The 22566-nt window shown below is 42.7% G+C and carries 21 protein-coding genes; 5 read left to right on the top strand and 16 right to left on the bottom strand.

The features are described from left to right. Nucleotides 1-92 precede the first annotated feature (92 nt). The 4 genes from K1X61_05590 to K1X61_05575 all read left to right on the top strand — a co-directional run bounded on the left by K1X61_05590 (nt 93) and on the right by K1X61_05575 (nt 3140). Entirely contained in the window at nt 93-590 is a 498-nt protein-coding gene (locus K1X61_05590) for a hypothetical protein (GenBank protein ID MBX7108104.1), read from the top strand. Then, nucleotides 587-1168 (top strand): RdgB/HAM1 family non-canonical purine NTP pyrophosphatase, encoded by a 582-nt coding sequence (gene rdgB / locus K1X61_05585; protein ID MBX7108103.1) that lies wholly within the window; start codon nt 587-589, stop codon nt 1166-1168. Before K1X61_05590 ends, rdgB begins: the two co-directional genes overlap by 4 nt. Nucleotides 1169-1303: 135 nt before the next feature. After that, nucleotides 1304-1879 carry a sigma-70 family RNA polymerase sigma factor gene (locus tag K1X61_05580; protein ID MBX7108102.1) on the top strand — a complete coding sequence of 192 codons (576 nt, stop codon included), beginning with the start codon at nt 1304-1306 and terminating at the stop codon, nt 1877-1879. After that, nucleotides 1863-3140, top strand: coding sequence for a PorT family protein (locus tag K1X61_05575; protein ID MBX7108101.1), 1278 nt, complete (start codon nt 1863-1865; stop codon nt 3138-3140). Before K1X61_05580 ends, K1X61_05575 begins: the two co-directional genes overlap by 17 nt. Before the next feature lie 38 nt (nt 3141-3178). On the opposite strand, the gene K1X61_05570 is transcribed toward K1X61_05575, so the two are convergent. The 9 genes from K1X61_05570 to K1X61_05530 form a co-directional block, all read right to left on the bottom strand. Continuing rightward, nucleotides 3179-3973, bottom strand: a complete 795-nt coding sequence (locus tag K1X61_05570) for a lysophospholipase (protein MBX7108100.1) — start codon at nt 3971-3973, stop codon at nt 3179-3181. Between the two features lie 12 nt (nt 3974-3985). Further along, complete coding sequence (locus tag K1X61_05565) at nt 3986-4771, bottom strand: lysophospholipase (GenBank protein MBX7108099.1); 786 nt, start codon at nt 4769-4771, stop codon at nt 3986-3988. Between the two features lie 169 nt (nt 4772-4940). After that, nucleotides 4941-6563 carry a T9SS type A sorting domain-containing protein gene (locus K1X61_05560; GenBank protein ID MBX7108098.1) on the bottom strand — a complete coding sequence of 541 codons (1623 nt, stop codon included), beginning with the start codon at nt 6561-6563 and terminating at the stop codon, nt 4941-4943. Between the two features lie 52 nt (nt 6564-6615). Next, the gene (locus K1X61_05555) at nt 6616-8760 is read right to left on the bottom strand and encodes a T9SS type A sorting domain-containing protein (protein ID MBX7108097.1); all 2145 of its coding nucleotides are present in this window, start codon (nt 8758-8760) and stop codon (nt 6616-6618) included. A 334-nt stretch (nt 8761-9094) separates the two neighbouring features. Next, nucleotides 9095-9712: an NAD(P)-binding domain-containing protein gene (locus K1X61_05550; GenBank protein ID MBX7108096.1), complete on the bottom strand. Its 618-nt coding sequence runs from the start codon at nt 9710-9712 to the stop codon at nt 9095-9097. Between the two features lie 20 nt (nt 9713-9732). Beyond that, a complete protein-coding gene (locus tag K1X61_05545) occupies nt 9733-10215 on the bottom strand; it encodes a VirK family protein (protein MBX7108095.1) in 483 nt (160 codons plus the stop codon). A gap of 92 nt (nt 10216-10307) precedes the next feature. Next, complete coding sequence (locus tag K1X61_05540; GenBank protein MBX7108094.1) at nt 10308-10835, bottom strand: lipocalin family protein; 528 nt, start codon at nt 10833-10835, stop codon at nt 10308-10310. Between the two features lie 3 nt (nt 10836-10838). Further along, nucleotides 10839-11810, bottom strand: a complete 972-nt coding sequence (locus K1X61_05535; GenBank protein MBX7108093.1) for a sodium-dependent bicarbonate transport family permease — start codon at nt 11808-11810, stop codon at nt 10839-10841. Nucleotides 11811-12211: 401 nt separating this feature from the next. Beyond that, nucleotides 12212-12823: a carbonic anhydrase gene (locus K1X61_05530; protein MBX7108092.1), complete on the bottom strand. Its 612-nt coding sequence runs from the start codon at nt 12821-12823 to the stop codon at nt 12212-12214. Between the two features lie 213 nt (nt 12824-13036). On the opposite strand from K1X61_05530, the gene K1X61_05525 reads away from it, so the two are divergent. Further along, entirely contained in the window at nt 13037-13960 is a 924-nt protein-coding gene (locus K1X61_05525) for a LysR family transcriptional regulator (protein ID MBX7108091.1), read from the top strand. Between the two features lie 109 nt (nt 13961-14069). On the opposite strand, the gene K1X61_05520 is transcribed toward K1X61_05525, so the two are convergent. From K1X61_05520 to K1X61_05490, 7 genes are all read right to left on the bottom strand, one after another. Continuing rightward, nucleotides 14070-15365, bottom strand: coding sequence for a beta-lactamase family protein (locus tag K1X61_05520; GenBank protein MBX7108090.1), 1296 nt, complete (start codon nt 15363-15365; stop codon nt 14070-14072). A 320-nt stretch (nt 15366-15685) separates the two neighbouring features. Next, nucleotides 15686-17170, bottom strand: a complete 1485-nt coding sequence (locus K1X61_05515; GenBank protein ID MBX7108089.1) for a S41 family peptidase — start codon at nt 17168-17170, stop codon at nt 15686-15688. Nucleotides 17171-17673: 503 nt separating this feature from the next. Then, nucleotides 17674-18339 carry an HXXEE domain-containing protein gene (locus K1X61_05510; protein ID MBX7108088.1) on the bottom strand — a complete coding sequence of 222 codons (666 nt, stop codon included), beginning with the start codon at nt 18337-18339 and terminating at the stop codon, nt 17674-17676. Between the two features lie 790 nt (nt 18340-19129). Then, on the bottom strand, nt 19130-19756 hold the full coding sequence (locus K1X61_05505; GenBank protein MBX7108087.1) for a hypothetical protein: 627 nt from the start codon (nt 19754-19756) through the stop codon (nt 19130-19132). 16 nt (nt 19757-19772) lie between these two features. Continuing rightward, nucleotides 19773-19988, bottom strand: coding sequence for a hypothetical protein (locus tag K1X61_05500; GenBank protein MBX7108086.1), 216 nt, complete (start codon nt 19986-19988; stop codon nt 19773-19775). 154 nt (nt 19989-20142) lie between these two features. Further along, a complete protein-coding gene (locus K1X61_05495) occupies nt 20143-20583 on the bottom strand; it encodes an ester cyclase (protein ID MBX7108085.1) in 441 nt (146 codons plus the stop codon). Nucleotides 20584-21042: 459 nt separating this feature from the next. Then, nucleotides 21043-22347, bottom strand: coding sequence for an amidohydrolase (locus K1X61_05490; GenBank protein MBX7108084.1), 1305 nt, complete (start codon nt 22345-22347; stop codon nt 21043-21045). Between the last annotated feature and the right edge of the window lie 219 nt (nt 22348-22566).

The raw sequence follows: 22566 nt of genomic DNA, 5'->3' as shown, positions 1-22566 counted from the left end.
CTCGTAAAGAAACTATTCGACGAATGAATAATGCACGGAAGGAGGAGTCTTAAATGTTTGATATGTTTGAGCCATAAACAAGTCATGTTACAATGAATGAAAACGCAACAGGAACAGCATGGTTAACACATTTGTATCCGCACCCGGTTTACCTGGCAACTGAGCCCGCGACTCCTTCATTGCTTAATCTTAACCGGCAGCCGGTTGAATATCCGGTATTGCTGCTGGTGCTGAAGAATGCGTTTAACCAGGAGATTGCAGAGAGTGATTTTGTCTTGCTCAGAAAACTTACTGAGTGGCTTGGTGTAGCAAATGACAAGGTTGCATGGCATTTAATGGCGGAAGCAACAATCGCCTTCAACGACCTGAAATTAAAGTATAAAGTGGAAAACATTATCTGCTATGGTGCTACACCGGCTGATTTGGGATTGAATATGGATTATCAGCTGAACCGGACCATACAATTTTTAGGTTGCAACATACTCTTCACGTCATCTTTTGCTGAAGTGCAGAAAAATGAAGCCATGAAAAAGTTATTTTTTGAGCAGGTTAAACTTTTCTTCAGCCATCTAAAGAATGGCAGCCATTGAAGCTGATTTTCGCCACACAGAATCTTCATAAACGTGATGAGGTGCAATCGCTGCTCGGGGGTGAAATCATTGTTACCTCGCTTGCTGATTTGCATTTCAGTGAAGACCTGGCTGAAACGCATGCCACACTGGAAGAAAATGCGCTGGAGAAAGCCATGTTCATCAGTAACAGGTTTGGCATGGATTGCTTTGCTGAGGATACCGGACTTGAAGTGGAAAGCCTGCAGGGGGCGCCCGGTGTTTATTCCGCGAGGTATGCCGGGGAAGGCAAGCAAGCAGAAGATAACATCCGTTTGTTGCTGCATAACCTGGGAGGTAATGCTAACCGAAGGGCAAGATTCAGGACGGTCATTTGCCTGTATATGCAGCAGCGGCCTTATTATTTTGAAGGTATTGTGAATGGAAGTATCGCCAATTCGCCTTCCGGTAGTTATGGTTTCGGCTATGATCCTGTCTTTATTCCTGAAGGCAGTGACCGGACCTTTGCTGTCATGACCCAGGAAGAGAAAAATGCCGTCAGTCACCGCCGGAAGGCTATTGATAAGATGATCCGGTTTTTAAAGGACAGGGACCAATAGCACCGGATTTTACCAGGCCGACAACGACATAGTGGATATTTCATAGAGATCAACAAATTTGCAGGAACGATAGGGATAATGTTTTTTCCGTAATGCAACTATTCTTTCTATTTTTAAGTCAATAAATAACCATTGATGCGACTCTGGGGTAAACATAAAGTCAGCGAGCAGCAACTGATTGATGGTTGTGTCAGGGGAGACCGAAAAATGCAGGAGGTATTTTACAAAGTATTTGCTCCCCGCATGTTTCCGATCTGCCTTCGGTATGCCGGTGACTATTACCAGGCTGAGGATATGCTGCAGGAAGGTTTTATCAGGGCCTATTCCAATCTGCATAAATTCAGGAATGAAGGATCATTCGAAGGCTGGATGAAACGGATTTTCGTGAATACGGCTATTGAGGGATACCGGAAAAATCAATCTGTGAGAAACATGATGGAAGTGGAAGATATGAAGAACGATCTTGTGCAGCAGGATGATTTTCATCATTTGTCGGCCAATGATCTGATCAACATGGTACAACGGCTGTCACCGGGTTACCGTACTGTTTTCAACCTCTACGCCATTGAAGGTTATTCACACCAGGAGATTGCCGAGATGCTTTCCATTAATATCGGAACCTCCAAATCGCAACTGGCCAGGGCAAGATATCTTCTGCAAAAAATGGTTTTAAATTCTCAAAGAATACAAAAATATGCCGCTGTCTTCTGATAGACATATTGTTGATGAACAGTTCAGCAGGAAGTTGCGTCATTTTAAGGCACAGCCGTCGGGCAGGGTATGGAACCGGCTTTCCGGCAGCCTTCAACTCGAAAGGCATGTCAATCCTGCGGCCAGGCGCGGCTTGCTGTTTGCATTGTTGTTACTGCTTGGTTTCGGTACCTACTGGCTTACCTCTACGCTGCAGCCGGGTAATAATGACAAGGCCGGAAAACAGCTGAAGGTAACTAAAGGTGCATTACCTGAAAAATCTCTTTCTTCAAAACATACATTGGCAGCTGCAACTATTCTGCAAAATAAAAATGTTGCTGATTTGGGATCTGGAACAGTCAATCTGCCATTGCATAGTGAGGCATTTAGTTTCACGAATGATCCAGATAATTTAACTGATGAATCATACGGTATGCAGACTGCTTCTTTCCCTGCACTCAGCAATGATTCACAGGTACCCTTTGGCTGGCAGGCGGAAAATGAACAGATGGAGCCGCTGCATTTACAATTTGCGGAGATTTCAAGACCGTCTGCTGTCTTTGCAAAAGGAATCAATGATAATCAGCAGGTTTATCCGGCTGCAGCGAAAAATCCTGATTTTTATATAGCTGATGCAAAAGGATTCTATGCCGGATTCGGACAAACATTCAACACCACATTTATTGCAGACAGCAAAGCATATCATGATGAAAATCTGCGATTCTCACCTACGTTCGGCATTGCACTGATGATTCAGGGCGGATACAATTTCAATAATAAGTGGGGACTGGAAGGTGCGTGGATCATTCATTCGCAGGAAGGGCAGCGTTATAAATACCTTCCCACTAATAACCGGACCACAAGCCTGGAATATATACAGAAACATATTTCATTCAACTACATGCAATTCCCATTGCTGTTTCGCCACAAGCTGCAAGGCTGGTCAGGCATAACGGAATCACCCTTCTTTGTCAATTATTCATTGGGTGTTCAGTATGGCAGGCTTGTTTCCTACAGTGTTGATGAAAGCAAAGAGAGAGTATCGAATCAGCAGCTTTTCCGCAAGAATGAATATGCATTGGTGGCGGCGCTGGATTATGATTTTATCAGCCGGAAGTCATCCTTTGTTACCGTTGGTATCCGCACTTCCATTGGTTCTAACCTGTTCGTAAAAGACACGCCGGAAAATCTGGAGTTTGATGATCCGCACAACTTCCTGCTTGGTGTGCATGCTGCTATCAATTTCTCGCTTAAAAGAAATATGCAGGTCGCCGGTCAATAGTCAAAAGACAGCGGAATTAAATACACCATCACCGGCAATCATCCTCCTGCTGCCAGGAAATCATTCAATGCATCATGATACGTTTCAAACTGATGCAGATTCTTATGCTTTCCATTTTCAATCTCCACAAAACGGTCACCGGGTTTCAGGTATTGCTTCAGTTTTTTTCCTGAATGGATAGAAACTGTTTCATCTTTATTACCATGCAGGATAAGAATGGGAACCTTCACTGACTGCAAAAAAAGATCGGTCCGGAAGCCAAAGGAGAGATAATTTCCATCAGGGAGCAACATGCCAAACCGCCTGCCGATGTCATACATGTTGGCAAACGGTGTTTCCAGAATGAGCTGATGGCATTGCTGACGGGCAGCAAGGCAGGCGGCGGCTGTTGTGCCGAGTGACCGGCCATAGATCAATATCTTGTTTTCATCAAAATATTGCCTTGCAACAGCAAACCACAGTTCCGTATCGGCATAAAAATTTTGTTCAGTCAGCCTGCCGCCACTCTTACCGAAGCTCCTGTAATCCGGCAACAGTACGCTGAAACCGAGGTCGGTAAATTTTTTTGTGAACGGGAGATAGTTGTCAAGGTTTTTCCAGTTGCCGTGAAAGTAGATGACGATGCCCTTTGTTGCTTGTGGCTGCAGTAAAACGCCGTTCAGGCGTGTATGGTCATTTGCTTCGATATTAATTTCTCGGAAAGCGGTTGCAGCATTAAATACATAGGAATCCGTTAGCTTTTGCGGCCGGAAAATAAAGTAGCGTTGAAACACGATGAATGCAAGGCAATATAAAATATAGAGAGCAATGCAGCTTACGATTATCCAAATCATGCGCACGGTTATTTAGTACAATAAGATGTCGCGCAAAAATGCATGATATTGCGGAAATGAAGGCAGGTTGTTATGCTTGCCTCCTTCAATCCTGATAAGCGTGATTCGTTTTGGTGCAATGGCTGCCAGCTTCTCGCTGCTGCTGATGGGAATCAGTTTGTCTTTTGTACCATGCAGGATGTAAGTATGGCACTTCACATATTCCATCCACAGGTCCGCCCTGATCGGATATTTCAGCAGGAAGGGCATCGGCAGGAAAGGCAGGTAACGGCTGGAGATATGCTGAAAGCTGTAATATGGCGCATCAAGGATACAGAAACGGGGCATATTCAGGCTGGCAACACGTACGGCAAAACCGCTGCCGATGCTTCTTCCATACACGATAATCTGATCTTCCCGGTATTTTTTCTTCATTTCCTCATACACAAATTGCGCATCTTTAAGCATCACATCCTCTGATCGTTTTCCGGTGCTTTTTCCGAAGCCGCGATAGTCGATCATGATCAGATCATACTGATACCTCGTAAAGTCTTTTGAATATTTAGCCCAGCCTTTGATGCTCCTGGTGTTGCCATGGAAATAGAGGATGATACCTTTCGGGTTTTCCACTGCAAAGTGCAGCGCATTGATCCGGACATTGCGTTCAACATCAAAAAACAGTTCCGTGAAAGGCCGGTCATATTGAAACCGGAAATCCTGCGGAAGCTTTTCAGGATGAAAAATAAAACGCTCCTGTACAAGATAGATGATGACACATACTGCCAGCCATGCCAGCCCGATGTAAAGAAGGATGTTCATTCACTGCGGATTCGATTTCCAAGATATTGTTTCCTGAAGATTTGGAAGGGAAAATCAATTTCGCCATGAATTCACCAGCCAATAGGTTTAATGGTGAGATTGACCTGTGATCTTTTGACTGACATAACGGACGTCTGTTGCCGTAATATCCATGGTAAATCAGAGCAGGTTAATTTTCAACTAGTATCTTTTTTGTTTGTATAAAATCACCTGCGCTCAGCTGCACCATATATAAACCATCCGGAAAATCAGAGATGTTCAATATCATTTCAGCTGAATAAAGAGCTGATGATCTATACATGATTTTTCCGGTAATGCCGGTGATGGTGACATCAACATTTTTTACTTTTCCGTACCATGCAATGATCAAAAAACCGGATGAAGGATTTGGATATACAAACCATTCTTCCGGGTACACTGACGCTTCATTATGTATGTCACTGGTATTATCGTTATTGTACCTGGCGATAAAAATGAGCTCTTTGCCGGGGAAGTCGCCGGTCAGCGCAAGTAAAGTAATCTTGTCAGCAGGTTTCATACAGATATCATACAAAGTATTTGCATACAGGCAATTGACGTCAACCAATGTTCTTCCCATGGAGCCGAAACCAGGATCAGGGAATCCCTGCGCCGTGAACCGGGTAAGCGTGGTAAAATATTCCTGCGTTGACATATCATATTCCCTGGTGAATGCAACAATCTTGTTGTCAGGCTGTAATTGCATCGCATAGATACCCGGCCCTGCATATCCGTGCATAGACTCTATAATGCCGTTATCCGCAAAGGAACTGTCTGCAAAACCTGATGGAGTCAACTGCCTGATGGTATAAAAGTAGCCTCCTCCAAAGACGTCGCCATCATTACAGGCAACAACAATAGTACCATCGGTTTTTAGACCAATATAATTGCCATGAGCATTATAGCTGTTGCTATGGGATTCAATGAATTTTCCATGCTTCGCAAAGGTGGAGTCCATCATTCCGTTGTGCTGATACCTGAGCAGGCACATTTGGCCGACAACGTTTATTCCCGGACCATTGAGAGCAATTTGCAGGATTTTTCCATCAGGCTGAACCAGGAGCGAGCTGCCGTAGTCCTGGTCAAAACCTCTGTGTATAAGATCAGTAATTACTACACTGTTTGTTCCAAAGGAGGAATCCGGAGTTCCGTTTTCCTGTAACCGTATTAAAACAACATCAGTATTGCCATATCCGAATGCATTAAATCCTGAATTTCCGGATATCAGAATCAGGCTGTCGTTTTGCAGTGCCAGGTCATTCACCATTTCCGTTTCTCCCAAATCTATGGCAGTTTGCCCGTGCAATCCGAAAGATGAATCAAGATTACCGTTGGGAAGGAAACGGGTAATGCAAAAATCGTAATAGTTGAGTGGTAATGTGTCAGGGATATGTTTAATATAACCGCCAACCAGTATGCGATTATTACCATCCAATTTCATGCAATTAACACCACAGTTAACCGGTGAGCAATAAGCAGTACTGCCCTGCAGCCCGAACGAGGAATCAATGAGACCGTCAATAGTATGTCGCATCAGTAAAAAACCGGAATTGTCATTAAAATTTGAAACAGAAATAATGTTTTCCTGGTCATCAAATGCACAATATGTATCATTGAACGGAGCAAAATTTGTCGTGCAATACACCACTCCGTTTGTACCGAATGTGGAGTCTATAGTACCTGCCTCCTGTGCATAATTGCTGCCGGTGGAAAGGCCGGCAAGCAAGATGATGATGCCTGTCACCATCCACCTGATGTCGGTTGCATGTTGCATGGCCCGGATATTTTATTTCGTGTATTGGAATGCAGTATTTCGGATAGGTAAATCATTTTTGTATCAGAACTCTCTTTGTATCCTTAAAATTCTCTGTTTGTACGCTTACCATATACATGCCATCTGCAAAATCACGGGTATTGATCGTTAACTGTTGCGCATTGATGTTCTTGACAACATAAACCTGGTTACCGGTTATGCCGGTTATGGTGACGGTAATTGTGTGGCCGTGAAATTGCGGGCAGCTGATGAATAATAAATCATTGGCCGGATTGGGATATAAGTTCCAGCATGACCCGGTCATATTATCTGCAATGCCTGATGAAACTGAATATATTTTGATATCATCCAGGTAAATACCTTTAAGTTTGTTAGTCACCGTAAAACTTCCCCAATCAAAACCGATCTGAATTAAACCAGCAAGACTATCCGGGATATCCATGGTTATTGTTTTCCATTGACTGCTGTCCGGAATAAAAGGGGTATTAATAAAAGCTGTTCGTAAAGAATCAGGCAAGATGGCATCGCCGGGTTGCAGTGGTCCGCAATCAGCATTAGTTGGATCTCCAACTACATCACCTTTGCTATATGCGCATGGTCGCTTCCAGGTAACACGTAATCCACCGGCAATTATTCCTGACGAGCTTAAACCACAGGCTACCTTGAACTCAAGTTTCCGCCCTGTTCCTGTAATCTGGTTCAGATCAAATGAATGTGTGAAAAATGTACTGAAGTACCGTAAGCTGCTGTCTAACCGTATGGAGTTATTTCCTGAATAGGCAGCGAGATTGGTTACCGACCATTTTTTACCGGCCAGCTGCCATTGCGGAATCTGTTGATTGAAAACCGGTTCTTCAAAGGATTCAGTCATGGAATTATTACTGAAAGCGTAAGTCACTTCTGCAGGAGCTATCCACACCGGTTTCTCCATGGTATCAGATCCAAGAGTATTCGTCACAATCAGTCTTACGAGATGCGATCCGCTTTCGGGAAATATAATGGTGGGAAAACTATCGGTGGAAGTTGCCGGTATGCCCCCTGTGAATTGCCACTGAAAATTTGTTGGGCTCCAGGATGCCGCTTCATTAAAATAGACAGGCGTTCCCGCGCATAACCATGCCGCATCATTACCATAACCAAAGTCAGCTATCGGAGGATGGGTACAAGAGGGATAAACTGCATCAACGCCTGTTGCTGCAAGATTCGACGGTTTCCACAGTGATGTACGCCATTCATTATTTTCCAGGCAGATGCGCATGCGATCAGACTGACCTTGCGAAAGCATATTTCTGCACCCATAATCCATGAGATTATTGAACATATCCCCGTTGGGACCATTGTTGCAGCTGATTTGCGGAAAAACCGCGCAACCATCACTGGCATCGTCCTGTAACGGAGTATCTTCAACATCGTCATCATCACCACAGCCGGAAGCTAAGCCCCATGTATGTTTTAATCCTAAATCATGCCCTATTTCATGAGCGAGCAAATGATCCGGCATGCCGGTAGGCGCTCCATTCATCCAGGCGCCGAAACGCTCGTAAAGAACCATTGTTGCATCATATTGTTCCGGAAGATTCTGATCACTGTCAACCGGTGCCTGGTAACTTATACCGGAGTATAAGGGGCTGCTTTGATAGTCAATCCACTTCGCGATATAGATGTTGATATACCGGGTATGATCCCAGGAGAAACTCGGTTGCATTTGAAGAAAATTATTGAAGGCACCTGTTAATGGGGTATAGATTCTTTCAATACCTTCCGTGCAGTTGCCTTGCGGGTCCAAACGCGCCAGCCGGAATTCAATTTTTGGATTGCCACGCAGTAAATGGAATGGTTCCGGTATACCGGAGGTGTCAGGGTTTAGCCGGTTAAAGTCATTATTGAGGAATTGCAATGCACGAAGAACCTGACTATTTGAAATGTTTTCTGCTCCTCCCTGGGTGAGTATGTGAAACACGACAGGTATGATAACGACCGAATCACCATTTAAAATAGTATCCGGGTTTATGACTGGAACTGGAGCAGGCTGAACAGTTCCGCAAATATTTTTACCGGTCCAATTGGTGATCTGCGCTTTTGCATTTTGACTTAATGCCGTAAGCAGGAACAGTAGCATTACTGCTAAAATGGAAAGCAACTTCTCACGCTGGCAAAGCAAAGTGTAAGGTTTGTTTATATGGAAATTCGTTTTCATAACAATGATGGTTTTCATAATACAAATTTGAACCCTTAATTGCCTGATATAAAATGATCTATATCATGAATGGATTTTTTCATTCAGTATTCATATAAGCGATTAGCGGCAACTCTTTAAAATAAGGGACTACTGTATGGATATGCAGGAGATTGTTCTACCATGAGAAGTCTAAGGCTACTGTGCCACTAATCATGGATGCCGTTATGGCAAAGTAACATACCTTGATAAATAAGAGCAGTAAACAATGAAAGCGGTCATCTAAAGTCAGCAACGAGCATGAGCACTGAAACAATAAGTACATTGATTATATCAATAAGCTGGCAGCTTTACTTTACCGCTTAAGTATCTTAATGGCCAGATTTCTGCCATGCCCTTGCATGATAGCGAGATTTATCCAGCTGAGTGCCAGTTTTTCAAGCAGTTCCACCTTATCATCTCCGCCAAAGTCGTAGCAGTTTGCAAAGCCCATATCGGTGCAAAGCTGTTGAACTGCCTGCTTGGCGTTTTTATCGTTGCCGGCACAAAACATATCAATGCCTTCACCATGATAAATGGGATTAAGCATGTTTTCAAAACCGGTAGTGTTAAAACATTTTACGACAGCAGATGAATTGGTCATCGCCCTGATCGCATGGAAAACGGTAGCATAACCTTCCGGTTTGCTGCGTATGGAATTGGTGGCATCCACAATTATTTTTCCGGTGGTATCACCTAGCAGGGGAATGATGCTGGGCACGCTGTCAGGCGGAGTGGTGATGATGATCACTTCACATTGTTTCGCGGCATTGGTAACGGAAGAAAAGCGGTCTTCGCCAATGATAGTGGCAAGTTTAACTGATCTTTCACTGAACGGAAGCTTTGCTCCAATTAAAACGGTGTGCTTAGCTTTGATGAGCGATTGCGCCAACGCACTGCCTACATTTCCACTGCCGATGATTGCAATTTTCATAAAAAAGACGTTTTAAAAAGTTATTCTGCATATAGAAAAATGGCACCATCATTCATGCCGTCATTCATCTTTCCTTTAAAAGTTTCATCCATCAGCACTTTATACTTCGATGATAATTTTTTCTCCCTCAGATACCTTGCTGTTATTTCTACAGAACCATCCATCTTGATTTTTATTTTAACGTAGTTGAAAACATACCCATAGCGGGGATGATTAATCAATACCGTTTCTGAGGTGGTTACGAATGACGGAACTTTGCCGTGGAACATGCTGCTGTCAAAATATTCGTAGGTATTGAGTTTCAGCCCGCCTATTGCATTGGGTGATTTTTCCTCTTTCACTCCTTTGGAATACAAATCACACTTGCCGTAATAAATAACAGCACTGACTTCCTTTCCGGATTGAAGCGCATTCATCAGGTGCTGAAAATCGTAAAGCGGTGTTTGCGTCATGGCCAGACACGGAAAAAACAGCAGCAAACAGGCAATGATTGTATTTCTCATATTAAATCAGTCTGTTTTTATTTGATTGGAAATCGGGTATAAAGACAGCAGTAACAGTAGCAGCAACCTGCATATTTACGCGATCGTTTATTTCAGTTTTGTTGTTGAATGGTTCGCTGAAGTTTGGTAACATCAAAATTCTTTTCGTGCAGGCGATTCAGGATTTGCGCGTAGAGAGCTTCATCCATTGCCGGTGTTCGTGATAGTATCCACAGATACTTCTGGTTTGGGTGGCTGACCACCGCATAACTGTAGTCCTCAGCCAGTTCAATGATCCAGTACTTGGCAGTGAAGGGCCAGAAGAACTGCACTTTCAGTTTTGCATTGCCTGAATTTTTCTCAACGAAAGCTTTCCCCTTAATATAGGATTGCTTTCCGTTGATGCTATTGAGATTGCAGCGATTTTCCACTATTACATATCCCTTGCTGCTCAACGTATAGACTGCCGTTGTGCAATAACAACCTTTCTGAAACCGCTGTGGATACGATGCAATCTCGTACCATTTGCCGGCATATTTATCCAGGTCAACGTACAGTACTGTTTGAAGGGCCTGCGCATTCATTTTTATTGAATTGATCAGCAAAAATGCAGAAAATAAGAACAGAAAAATTGCCCGCATGGATCAGGTTGTTGCATTTACTATGAGGAAATACAGCGGCATTCCGATAGTTATGTTGAAGGGAAAGGTAACACCCAATGCCATCGGCACATACAAGCCAGGATCAGCTTTGGGCGCAGCCAGTCGCATGGCGGCAGGCACTGCGATATATGATGCGCTTGCAGCCAGTATGGCGAAGATAAAACGGTTGCCGGCATCGGCTGTAATGTATTGGCTGATGAATGCCACCACGCAACCGTTGATGGCGGGAACAAGTATGGCGAAGATGGAAACAAACCAGCCGTATTGTACGAATGCAGAAAACCGTTTGGCTGTTACCATGCCCATCTCTAACAGGAATATGGCCAGGAAGCCCTTAAAGATGTCTGTGGTAAATGGTTTGATGCCTTCAGCTTGCTTTGTGTCAGCGATTAAGCCAATAATCAGGCTGCCAAGAATCATCAGCACACTTCCATTGGTAAAGGAATGATGTATAATGGATTTCATATCTATTTTCTCGCCTGCTGTTCTTTCCTTGTCAAACTGCAGCATCAGAATAACGCCCACAATAATGGCGGGTGATTCCATTAATGCCATCACTGCGACCATGTGCCCGCCGGATACAATATTTTGTCCTTCCAAGAAAGCTATGGCTGCCACAAAGGTTACAGCACTCACAGAGCCATACGCAGCAGCCACCGCGCCGGCGTCGCTGATGCTGAGTTTTCTTTTTAGGATGGAAAACGTGTACAGCGGGATGAGTGATGCAATGGCCAGTCCGAACGCAAGTGAGTAGAGTATTTCATCGGTAAAACCGCTGTGTGCAAGTTCCTGCCCGCCCTTGAAACCGATAGAAAATAATAAGTAAAGGGAAATGAATTTGCTGCTGCTGGCCGGTATTTCCAGATCACTTTTTAATCTGGCGGCTGCAATACCCAACACAAAAAACAATAGGGTAGGATTGGTTAAGTTGCTGAGTAAAATCTGAAATTCCATGCGTGCAGCTACTTTACAGGGTTAGCGATTGGGTTTTTTATCAAGACTGAAAACAAAATGCGTATGGCCAAAATGATAGTGATGATTTTTAGGGAATAAGTCACCGGTATTCTGCAGAAATCAGCCCGCAGCATCTGAAAGCAACAACAACCCTAACAGCGGAAGGCCCGCACTATAAACCGCGAAAAAGTGTATCATGACTGAAAGCACATTGAAAAACGGACCCAACCCTATGAATTTTCCATTGTTTCATACGGCGTACCGGGATCAAATCAGATAGCGAGGCGTTTTTCGCAATAACCAATTTCCACCTTTACGCTGACAGTCATGCACAAATCACTGTTGCCAATGAGGCATTCCATGTTCTTTTTTTGAGCGACTTTTTTCAATGTTTCGGTTGGTTAATAAAATTCTACGACTCCTGTTTTCAAATCATACATGGCTCCGGCGATTACTATTTCACCTTTAGCTTCCATCTCGCTGAGAATGTCGCTTTTATCTCTTATTTCTTTGATGGCGAGCAGCACATTTTCCCTGGCCACGGCCTCCACGAAGGCATCGTTTTTCGAGTTGCGTTCACCTTCAATATTCTTTACTGCATCAACGGCAGGGGTGATTTCATTGATTACGCTGGAAAGATTACCCAGTTGCACATGGTCGCAGGCACCTTTAACCGCGCCGCATTTGCTATGGCCTACCACCAGAATTAATTTGGCCCCTGCCACTTTGCAGGCAAATTCCATACTGCCCAGTATATCGGTATTTACAAAGTTGCCGGCAATCCGGGCATTAAAAACATCGCCGATGTTCTGATCAAATATTATTTCAGATGGAGTGCGGGAATCAATGCAGCTCAGTATAATCGCCGCGGGATATTGCCCGCCTGAGGTTTGATGCATGGCGTCGCGGTAGTTATGCTGAAGGCTTTTTCCCGCTGCAAATCGTTTATTCCCGTCTTTCAGTTTCTGCAGCACCTGGAGGGGAGTCATATCCTGCTGCAGTTCTTTTGTCATCAGCAGTTCAGGTTCATTTTTTACACCTCCTTTTTTACTGTGGGGTTGAGTTTGCGCGAAAACCGAAGTGCTCAATACAATCGTTAACGCAAGGGCAGTTACAATGACTTTTAAGTTCATTTTAAGGGTTTGTTTTTATTTATGAACGCAAAAGTAACAAGCTCGCAGATAAGTATTTATTTAACTTTACAATGGAAAGCATAAATTATATTTATGAACTACACGCTCAATCAATTGCGTATTTATCTGAAAGTGGTACAGGCAAATAGCGTTACCAAAGCTGCAGAAGCATTGCATCTTACCCAACCTGCCGTATCCATTCAGTTGAAAAACTTTCAGCAACAGTTTGACATTCCGCTGATCGAAGTGATCAACAAGCGGATTTTTGTGACTGAATTCGGAAAAGAAATAGCGCAGGCGGCTGAAATCATCCTTTCGGAAGTACATGCCATTAATTATAAAATGCAAGCGCACCGGGGAAATGTAACGGGCAAGCTGAAAATATCTGTCGTGTCCACCGGAAAGTATGTGGCGCCGTATTTCCTGGCTGATTTTATTAAACAGAATGGCGGAGTGGAGCTGCAGATGGATGTGACCAATAAGAATAAGGTAATAGACAGTTTGGAAAGGAATGAAGTGGATTTCTCCCTGGTAAGCGTATTACCGGAACATTTGCGGATTGATAAGGTAGAACTTATGCAAAATAAACTCTTTGTGGTCGGCAACAACGACAGGAGGTTTGATCGTAAACAATACGACAAAACAATTTTTGAAACCATACCGTTAATATACCGGGAGCAAGGTTCCGGCACAAGGCATGTGATGGAAAAATGCATTTATAAGAATAATCTGCCGGTGCAAAAGAAAATGGAGCTGACGAGTAACGAAGCGGTCAAGCAGGCTGTCATTGCAGGACTCGGTTACAGCATCATGCCGCTGATTGGCATTAAGAACGAATTGGAGAATCATCAGTTGCAGATAATTCCGGTCAGAGGATTTCCGATAAAATCTACCTGGTCTTTGATTTGGAGGAAAGGGAAGAAGCTGTCAACCGCAGCAGCTGCTTATTTAAGTCATCTTAAAAAGGAAAAGCAGCATATTATCAGAGATAAGTTTGAGTGGTTTGAGAAATACTGACAGCGCGCATGAATAACAAAGCGTGTTATGAATGGGCGCTTATCCGGTATTTGTTTTGTGTACGGCAAAATGGCCTGAAACACGTTCGGTATCGGCAACCCTGCAATTATTATTCAATGCGGTTGGTTTTAAGTTGCAACCCTGAAGAAATGATGGTCAGGTCATATCGGTGCGTTTGCGGATTCAGTGTAAATACATAGCCGTCTTTTGACTCCGGGCTGATAAAGAAGGTGGTTTCACTTTCGGGAAAGAGTTCCGTTTTTTCACCACTTGCATCAACATCAAATAATTTATCGCCGATTAACTGAATCGTTATTATTTGCGTTATATCGGCCTCCAGCGCAAATCTGCCGGTATAGTTTTTTAGTGTTTCAGCGGACAGTTGAATGGCGGTCCGATTGATTTTATGGGGAACCTCGTATGGTTTATCGGCAAGTATGTTGAGGACGTCAGCGGTCGCTTCCTGAATGGGAATGTCGGTATAGTTTGACAGAAAGATGAAGGTTACGCCTGTTTTCAGATTCATGTAAAAATAGGCCCTGTATCCGGGCCTGCCGCCTGCCTGAATAAGCGTGCTGTCTTGCCCGAATAGTTCAGTCATGAGTGGAGCTGGCAGGACTTTGCCGGAGACCATTTGCCGGCTAAAACTATACAAATCACCAATGGTGGAAAGGTAATTGCCTGTTTCAAACTGGTTGATGGACTTGAAAGGCGCAGCAATGATTCTTCCATCCTCATGATCAAATCCGAAGGCAAATCCGGGAATCCGCTTTGTTGCGTTGAACTCCGAGGTGTGTTTCAATTTCATTCTATTGAAAACTTCCTGTTGCATAAAGGCAAAATAGCCGATGCCTGAAGTCTGATCAATGATGTAGTGCAACAGGAAGTAGCCAACATTGGAATAGAGTGTCTCCGTTCCGGGTTCAAATTGCAGCTTCTCCAGTTTTGCCAATGCAACGATTTGTGTAAGGGATAAGCTATCGTAGTCCTGGAAATTTGTGAGTTCTCTCGGCAAGCCGGATTGGTGAAGCATTAACTGTTCCACCGTAATTTTTTCCCCGTTTGGAAAATCGGGGATGAACCGGCTTAGATGGTCCGTCAGCTGAATTTTATGCTGTTCGACCAGTTTTAAGATGCCAACCTTGATAAAAATCTTAGAGACGGAAGCAATAATAAACCTGCTGTTTCTTGTAACTTTTAAACTGTCTGAAGCTCCTGCCAAGTTATACGTTTTGTCAAGCAGTATTTTTCCATGTATGGAAACAATTACGTTGCCATTAAAATTTTCAAGAGCGGTTAATGCGGAAAAATACGCATCCAGATTATTATTCAAACGGTCATTATCCTGCTGTCCGTATGCAGTTAGCGGGAACAGCAAACATAAAAGTATTGTAAGATTTTTCATCCGCTATTTATGCCGGTTACCGGTTGATGGAGTTGTAAGTGGGGCGAAATTGCAAATTATATGAGTAACCTGTCCTGAAAAAAGTTTACTGGTTTTGTTGATATTACTGATTTAAGTGTAAACCTATGTCAGGTTGTAAGCACCACCGTTTCATGTATGCAGGTCGCCAAACGGGTTATGCATGCCGTTCCCGGGCTTGGCGAAGGTGCGATTTTCATCACAAACGTTAATGCGGAGAACCAATATTTGACCAGCCACAAATGTTTCTGCAAAGCAATCAACCGCCACTTTTGCCAAATCCGTGTTAGCTGATGTGCTCTTTACTTCTTATTTATTAATTCCAATGTCATTTCTAAAACAGAGTCTTTATTAGATAGAATGTCTGAAACAGTTAATGGAATTTCAATATCAGGACTTATTCCCTTGTCAGGTTGTTCTGCAAAAGGGTAATAACCTATCAACGGAATGTCAATTTCTATTTTTGAATTGGGTAGCCAAAGAAAGAAAAGTTGTCCACCATTTGTTCCTTTCAGGTTACCGCCGGTTTCAGAACCTACAACAGTTGCAATCTTGTTCTCTTGTAAACCTGCCGTAAGAAAGAATGTTGCAGAACTATTTGCTGCATCAACAAGTAAAAAGGTATTTCCTTGAAATGCTTTGCTGTTTTGCTTAATGCCTGATTTTTCTCTATCTTTTTTCCAGGTGTAAAAACCATTTTCGAGTTTAATCAATCGTCCACTTCTGTTATAGAAACTTTTATCCCATGTACTAAGGTAGGGGCGGAATTCGTCAGATACAGTTTCATATCGAAGCAATTCCTGAAAAGCCGGAAACTCAATTTGCTTTTTAGCAAGCTTTTTTCCAAGTACAAGATTTACTTCATCATCACCACCTTCATTTCCACGTATATCAATGATTAGATTTGGAATATTTTTTTCAACTAGTTCATCAAAAGCATTATTTAAAAATTTCTTCCAGTCAATGGTTAATTTATTAGTTACAAATGTCCCGATCTTTAAATAGCCTGTTTCATTATTTATTATTTTGAAACTCCATAAATCATCTGAGTTTGAAGGCTGTCTACCATATTTACTTTCAATCAAGCTAAATCGTTCAGTACGACTAACCGGATTAACCTTAATTGAAAATATGTCGTTTTGGCCGGGTTGTTTAACTTTAAGGGAATAGGAATTACTGACTAGTGGAAATAATAAAGGATAAAAGATATCAAATACTTCAAATTTACCCAGCCCGGAAAGGCTCAGGTCATTTAGCCTTTTTAAATTATTGTTTCCATCTCCCTTTACATATTGTATTAAGGTATCGATAATAATATCAACCGGGACATTATTGATTTCTAAAACTTCAGTTCCTTGGTTTAGTTCATCGTTGTCTGAAACATTTTTTTCAACGAACATCTTTTTATCAAACAAGAAAAATGTAAATGGGACTTTATCTTTTTTGTTAAAAAGACTGTCTTTTGTTAAACTACTTTGATTATAAAAGTTGCAGTAAGTATGTCCGCATTTTAGGCTTGCAGTAAACCGGGAAAACAATAAATAGGCCTCGGCAAGAGATAAATCACTTTTTAATTGTTGTTCAAGATTATTAAAAAGCTTTCCTACAGCTAAACTGTCCTGAAACCTGTAAAGCCCAGGGTGATAATTTAGCAAAACACCTTTCAAAACTTCAAAATCTTTAATAAGTTCTGTGGATGTCAATGTTTTTGAACTTTGAATAGATTGCGGCTTTCCAGCTATAGAAAATAGCAATGTGGCAGCAATGAATAGATAAAATCTTATCATTTTTGTTGCTTTTGATTTATAAATAAATCTTTCCGGTTCACGATTTGCTGTTTGTCAATTCTTAGCATATCCGCTAAACGAAGAATGACATAACAATGTTTAAAAAATGTCGGTTTAGAAGCACGACTGTTTTTATTACCGCTACTGTTTGTTAGAAGCACTACTAATCGTATTACCGGCTATGCCCCTATAAGCACACCGTTTAAGCAGGCAGCTGCATTTTTAAGGCATCAACCCTACACCGGTACTGGTAATCGCGGCCACCGCGCCGGGTTCTACAAATAGCAGCTTGAGCGAGGATCCTAAAAAGAAAATGGTGTTCAAATATGGAAATCGGGCAGAACCGGAAAGGCAGCCGTCGTTTCCTACATTTGAACACTCTTACTAACGACAAAGATGAATTGAAGAAAACGAAATAGAAAAACGGTTAACATCGTAATGGCCTTGCTGAGGGGATTACATTACATCTTTTTGTTATCGGCAGTTTTTCTTTGCCAACATATTTAATTTGCTTTTCTGTTTTTAAGTTTCATAATTTTTTCCTCAACATTAAAGCGTCTCATTTCTTCTGCTGGAAATATGTACGGTGAATTTTTATCAGATAACCATGTGTATGTCATTTTCATTAGCGTGATAAACGTAAACGCAAACATATAAACAACTCCCACTATCCAGTCAACCGATGTTGAGAGATGGTTTGAAATTATTTGGTAGATTATTAATCCCCCTATTGGAAAATGTAATAGAATAACTGCTCCAAGCCCAGGATTGTAAAATTGTCCAAGTTTTTTTGGCGTCACGATGCCGTGAATTATAAATTGTCCAAAGCCAAAGAGTGTCGGAGCTATTCCTAGCCATATCATGTCGGGAAAGAATACAGGTATTAAATAAAAAAAGTAAGCAGCCAAAACATTTATAATCATTGCGGAGTTTTGATTTAGGGGATAACGGTCTGGTGTGTCACTCGGTTGAATAACCATATTCATAATTGCAGGTTCACCACCCGGAAATCCATACTCTTCATATTGATGAATTAGCAATGCAATGAAGTTCATAAACAGTAGTCGTTGCAAAACGACCATGTCATTCCAAGCATATATTAATGTACCAATTGATATTAAACCTGCAATACCTCCTATGTTGTACCAGTGTCTTCTAACTGTTTTCATAATTAATATTTATAATTTATGAGTTAGCGTTATTGTTTGTTCTGTGCGTTAAAATTGCAGATAACGTCAGTCTGTAAAAAATCAATTAGCAATCATGTTACAAATTACGTTGATAAAGATATTGAAATAGATGGTGCCAAGATCAGGTGAACAAAGATCTTTAACATATGCAGTACATGCAACCCCAAATCTGAGCACAGGTAACCTTTAGCAGTCTTGAAGACAGCGTAGATGCACAGAGTCCGGTCCGGTTCAATGATGCCTTTGTGGAGCATTTGGACTTAGCGCAGCTCAGGTTTAAGGTACCGGAATTGAAGAACGAAGGACGACCGGCTTATGTGTCAGAAGTATTATTAAAAAATATTTTTATAGCTACCTCAATGGCATCCGCTCCAGCCGGAGATTAGAGAAGAAGTGTACTTGAAACACCAAGTTACAGTGATTATAAACGCATGCAAATTTTTCAACCAAAGTTGGATGCATAAAAGACCGATGCCGGTAAATGGCTTCTAATGCACCCGCAATCATATTCCCGGGATCTGTTTTATGAAATTGTTTTGAGCTTTGCGTTATTTCACAGCCTGACGTTTCGGGGCTTAACGAAGTGGCGGATAACTGTCAACCTACCACAAATATTTATAGAAGGCACAACTGTTTGACTAAGCACTTCACCCGCCAATTCGTTTAAATCTATGCTGGCTGCCGCTCTACTCTGTGCTCAGGCGATGACGATGCCGATTTGCACGAATGTATCAAAGAAACGTTGTAATTATCGTGTTGGTGCAAGTGATCATTTCTCATGGGACTTTAATTTGTTCAGTTCAGATTTTAAGCTGCGAAGAACAAATACCCCCCAGCATGCAACCGTGAAATTGAAAAGAAAATTTCCTGCTGCGTCAAGATACATGAGTTTTGGAGAAAGTTTTCCTTCAATGGAATACAGGATGTTCTCAACGACATAAGGCAAACAGGAAATTACTCCGACTATCTTGAGCCACTTTGGAAACTCGCTGAAGAATGAAATCAGCAGTATTGCTGCGATGAGTAAATATAAACTTGCTGAAAATAATCTGTAAGCCTCTGCAATTTTTTCTTCTCCATTAAAGGAGATGATGTAAAGCACAAAAATAATTCCTTGGGCAACTGACATAAGAGTAAAACCAATGGAACTCATCGTTTTTCTTTCTTCTGTTAATTTAGTGGCATAAGCAACACAGCCTATTATCAGCAATGAAGTTCCGATTTGTCCGAAAGTCATGAGCAATGCCGGAATAACAGGCGGGTCTTGCGAAAAATCCGGTAACGGAATAAATATGAGAGCGGCAATGAAAGTTAAAATTGAACCAATGAATGAATATCCTGAAACCCATGTAACATGTATAAGTTTTTGTTGCTCTTGTGAATGTTGTCTTTTCATAATTGTATTAGATTAGTTAAAGTGATTTTGTATAATCAGTCAATGATTGAACTTTCGGGTTAGTTAAAAATATGCCGATTGCTGCTAAAAATGTGAGCATAAAAATCGGAACAACGGCAGCTTTGTATTGTCCGGGAATTTGTTTGAGAATAAAATTAAAGTCAACCATCATCTGAAAACTCGGTTTTTTAGGATTCGGAAGTTTGTTGAGTCCATCAAATGACTGTACCAAAAAATAATCAATTGTTCAATGCAGGATTGTAAATGGCTTTGAACTTTATTGCTTCATTGGTAAGCGCCCCATTTTTAGGATAGGTCTGAATCAGACTATTGCTGGTTAAGAATGTTTGAAGATAAAATGTTTACCTGATCATTTTTAGGGTAGTTCAGTTACCGCTGTGCGTGTCAGGCTTCGGGTATGCTCCCAGTTGTTCAAACAAGCTATTCCAGTCAACAAAAGGATATACTTCATCAAGTTTACCGTCCTTCATGCTGTACCAGGCGGATTCTCTGAATTTCACTGATTTGTTTGTTGGCTTAATACCAAACAACTCGCCGGTATGCCTGCCGGTGATTTCCGCCCATACTGAAATTTTATCGCCGTCAATCATGATGTCTTTGATTTCGAAATGGAAGGAACTGAATGCGTTGAGAAAGTATGCTACCTGGTTTTTCATGGATTCGGGCCCGGGTGCAAACGGTGGTGCGAAGGCGTTTCTGAAATCCTTGCCCCAATACTTGTCGGCATGAGAAAAGTCGCCCTTGTTCCAAACATCATCAATGTATTGATGAAACCATTGCTTAATACTGTCTTGATGGTCTGTCATGGTTATGGTCTGATTTTTTGTTTGGGAGTTGTTGCAGGCTGTTATTAGTGACAGCCCTGTTATCAGCATTAGTGCTAGTTGCAGATGTTTCATACGCGTGCGGTTAGTTGACTTTGTTGTACATGGATTATGCGGTTGCCGTTTGAAGAATACACGGGCATTGCCTTAACAATTGGCCGGGTAAACGGGAGCAGTTCCTGCTTTGGTTGAAGATAATAAACATGATGGAGTTTTTTCAGTTTACGCGGCATCAAACGCTGCTCTGGTAGCAGTATGCATATGCCGGTGGAAGACGAAGCGCCGATTGTAATGGTTCCGATGCGGGAGGTGATGAACGGTAAGCTGCCCGGCGGCTGACTGTTTTCACCGATGTGCGACCTCGCAAATGGTTGTGCGGTTTTTTCTGATGCATGCAGGCGTCATGAACCTGCTATGCCTTTATCAAAGTAGTGGCAACGGCTATTGCTTAGACAATGCAGCATAGTCGAATACCAGATGGCAGAATGCCTTCACGCCCACATCGAGCCGGCTGTCATCAATAAAGAAGTCAGGCGTGTGGTGCGGTGCAGCCGTTGAAGGGTCTTGTCCTGCAGGCATGCCGCCGAGGAAAAAAAAGAAGGCCGGCGCTTGCGAGCCGTAATAGCTGAAATCTTCAGCACCGGTAGTCCAGTCAGCAAGTTGAACATTTTCTTTGCCTGCCGCTTTCTCCAGGCTTGGTGCCATCATTTCCGTAAGCCTCAGATTATTATAGGTAACTCTTGTTTTGGTGATGATGGTTACCTCAGCGGTGGCACCGGAAGCTTCGGCAATGTTGGTGACGGTGCGCCTGATTTTATCATGCACATCTACCTGCATGGCGCTGTCGAGGGTTCTGATGGTGCCTTCCATGATCACCTCTTCCGAAATAATATTATTGCGCACCCCGCCATTGATTTTTCCGATCGTGATCACCACCGGCGCTGTGGTGAGGTTTGACTGCCTGCTCACTATGGTTTGCAACCCTTCAATAATCTGTGCGGATACCATCACCGGATCAATTCCGCTCCAGGGTTGTGAACCATGTGATCCTTTCCCTTTTACTTTTATGATGAGTATGTCTGCAGCTGCCATCTCCGCGCCGCTTTTGTATTTGATGATGCCGGTTGGTGTCTGCGAATTGATGTGCAGCCCGAAGATGGCATCCACCTTCGGATCTTTCATTACCCCTTCTTTAATCATCAGTGCCGCACCGCCTTCTTCATTGCCGGGAGCACCTTCTTCAGCCGGCTGAAAAATGAATTTGACAGTGCCGGGCACGTCTTTTTTCATGGAGGCAAGCACCTGTGCCGTGCCCAGCAGGATAGCCATGTGTGAGTCGTGTCCGCAGGCATGCATCACCGGCACTTCACTGCCCATGTATTCGCCCTTTACTTTAGAAGCAAACGGCACATTGGTTCGTTCTTCCACCGGCAGTGCATCCATATCGGCGCGCAGTGCCACCACCGGCCCGGGGCGTCCGCCTTTTAGCAGCGCTACCACGCCTGTTTTGGCAATGCCGGTTTGCACTTCGAGGCCAAGTGACCGAAGATAATCCGCTACAAACTTCGACGTCTCATATTCGCGGTTCGACAACTCCGGATGTTCGTGCAGGTAACGGCGCCATTCAACCACTTTAGGCAGTATGGCCGCAGCCTGCTGATCGATCATCGCATCTGTTTTCTGACAGCAAGCAACTGAATGCAGCAGGGTGAAAATCACTATGGCAAGGAGGGTGAACAGTCGCATGTTGATTTAATTTTGGTTGAATGTATCAAAATAAAAGCGATCCGCTGAGCTCATTTTTTACAGGCATGCAACGATACACAAAGTGAAACGGGGCATGAATATGGGCGCAGGGCAAAGATTCAGGGTTGAAATGAAAACTGACTTGGGCAGCAGGCACTTTACGGCGGTTGATAGTTCTAAATTATTAGCAGCTATCGCAAAATACTTGTAGTCATCCTG

This window comes from Chitinophagales bacterium (genome assembly GCA_019694975.1).
Lineage (GTDB): Bacteria > Bacteroidota > Bacteroidia > Chitinophagales > UBA10324 > JACCZZ01.
Note: the sequence above shows the minus strand (reverse complement) of the source record. Positions and strands in the feature narration are given on the sequence as shown.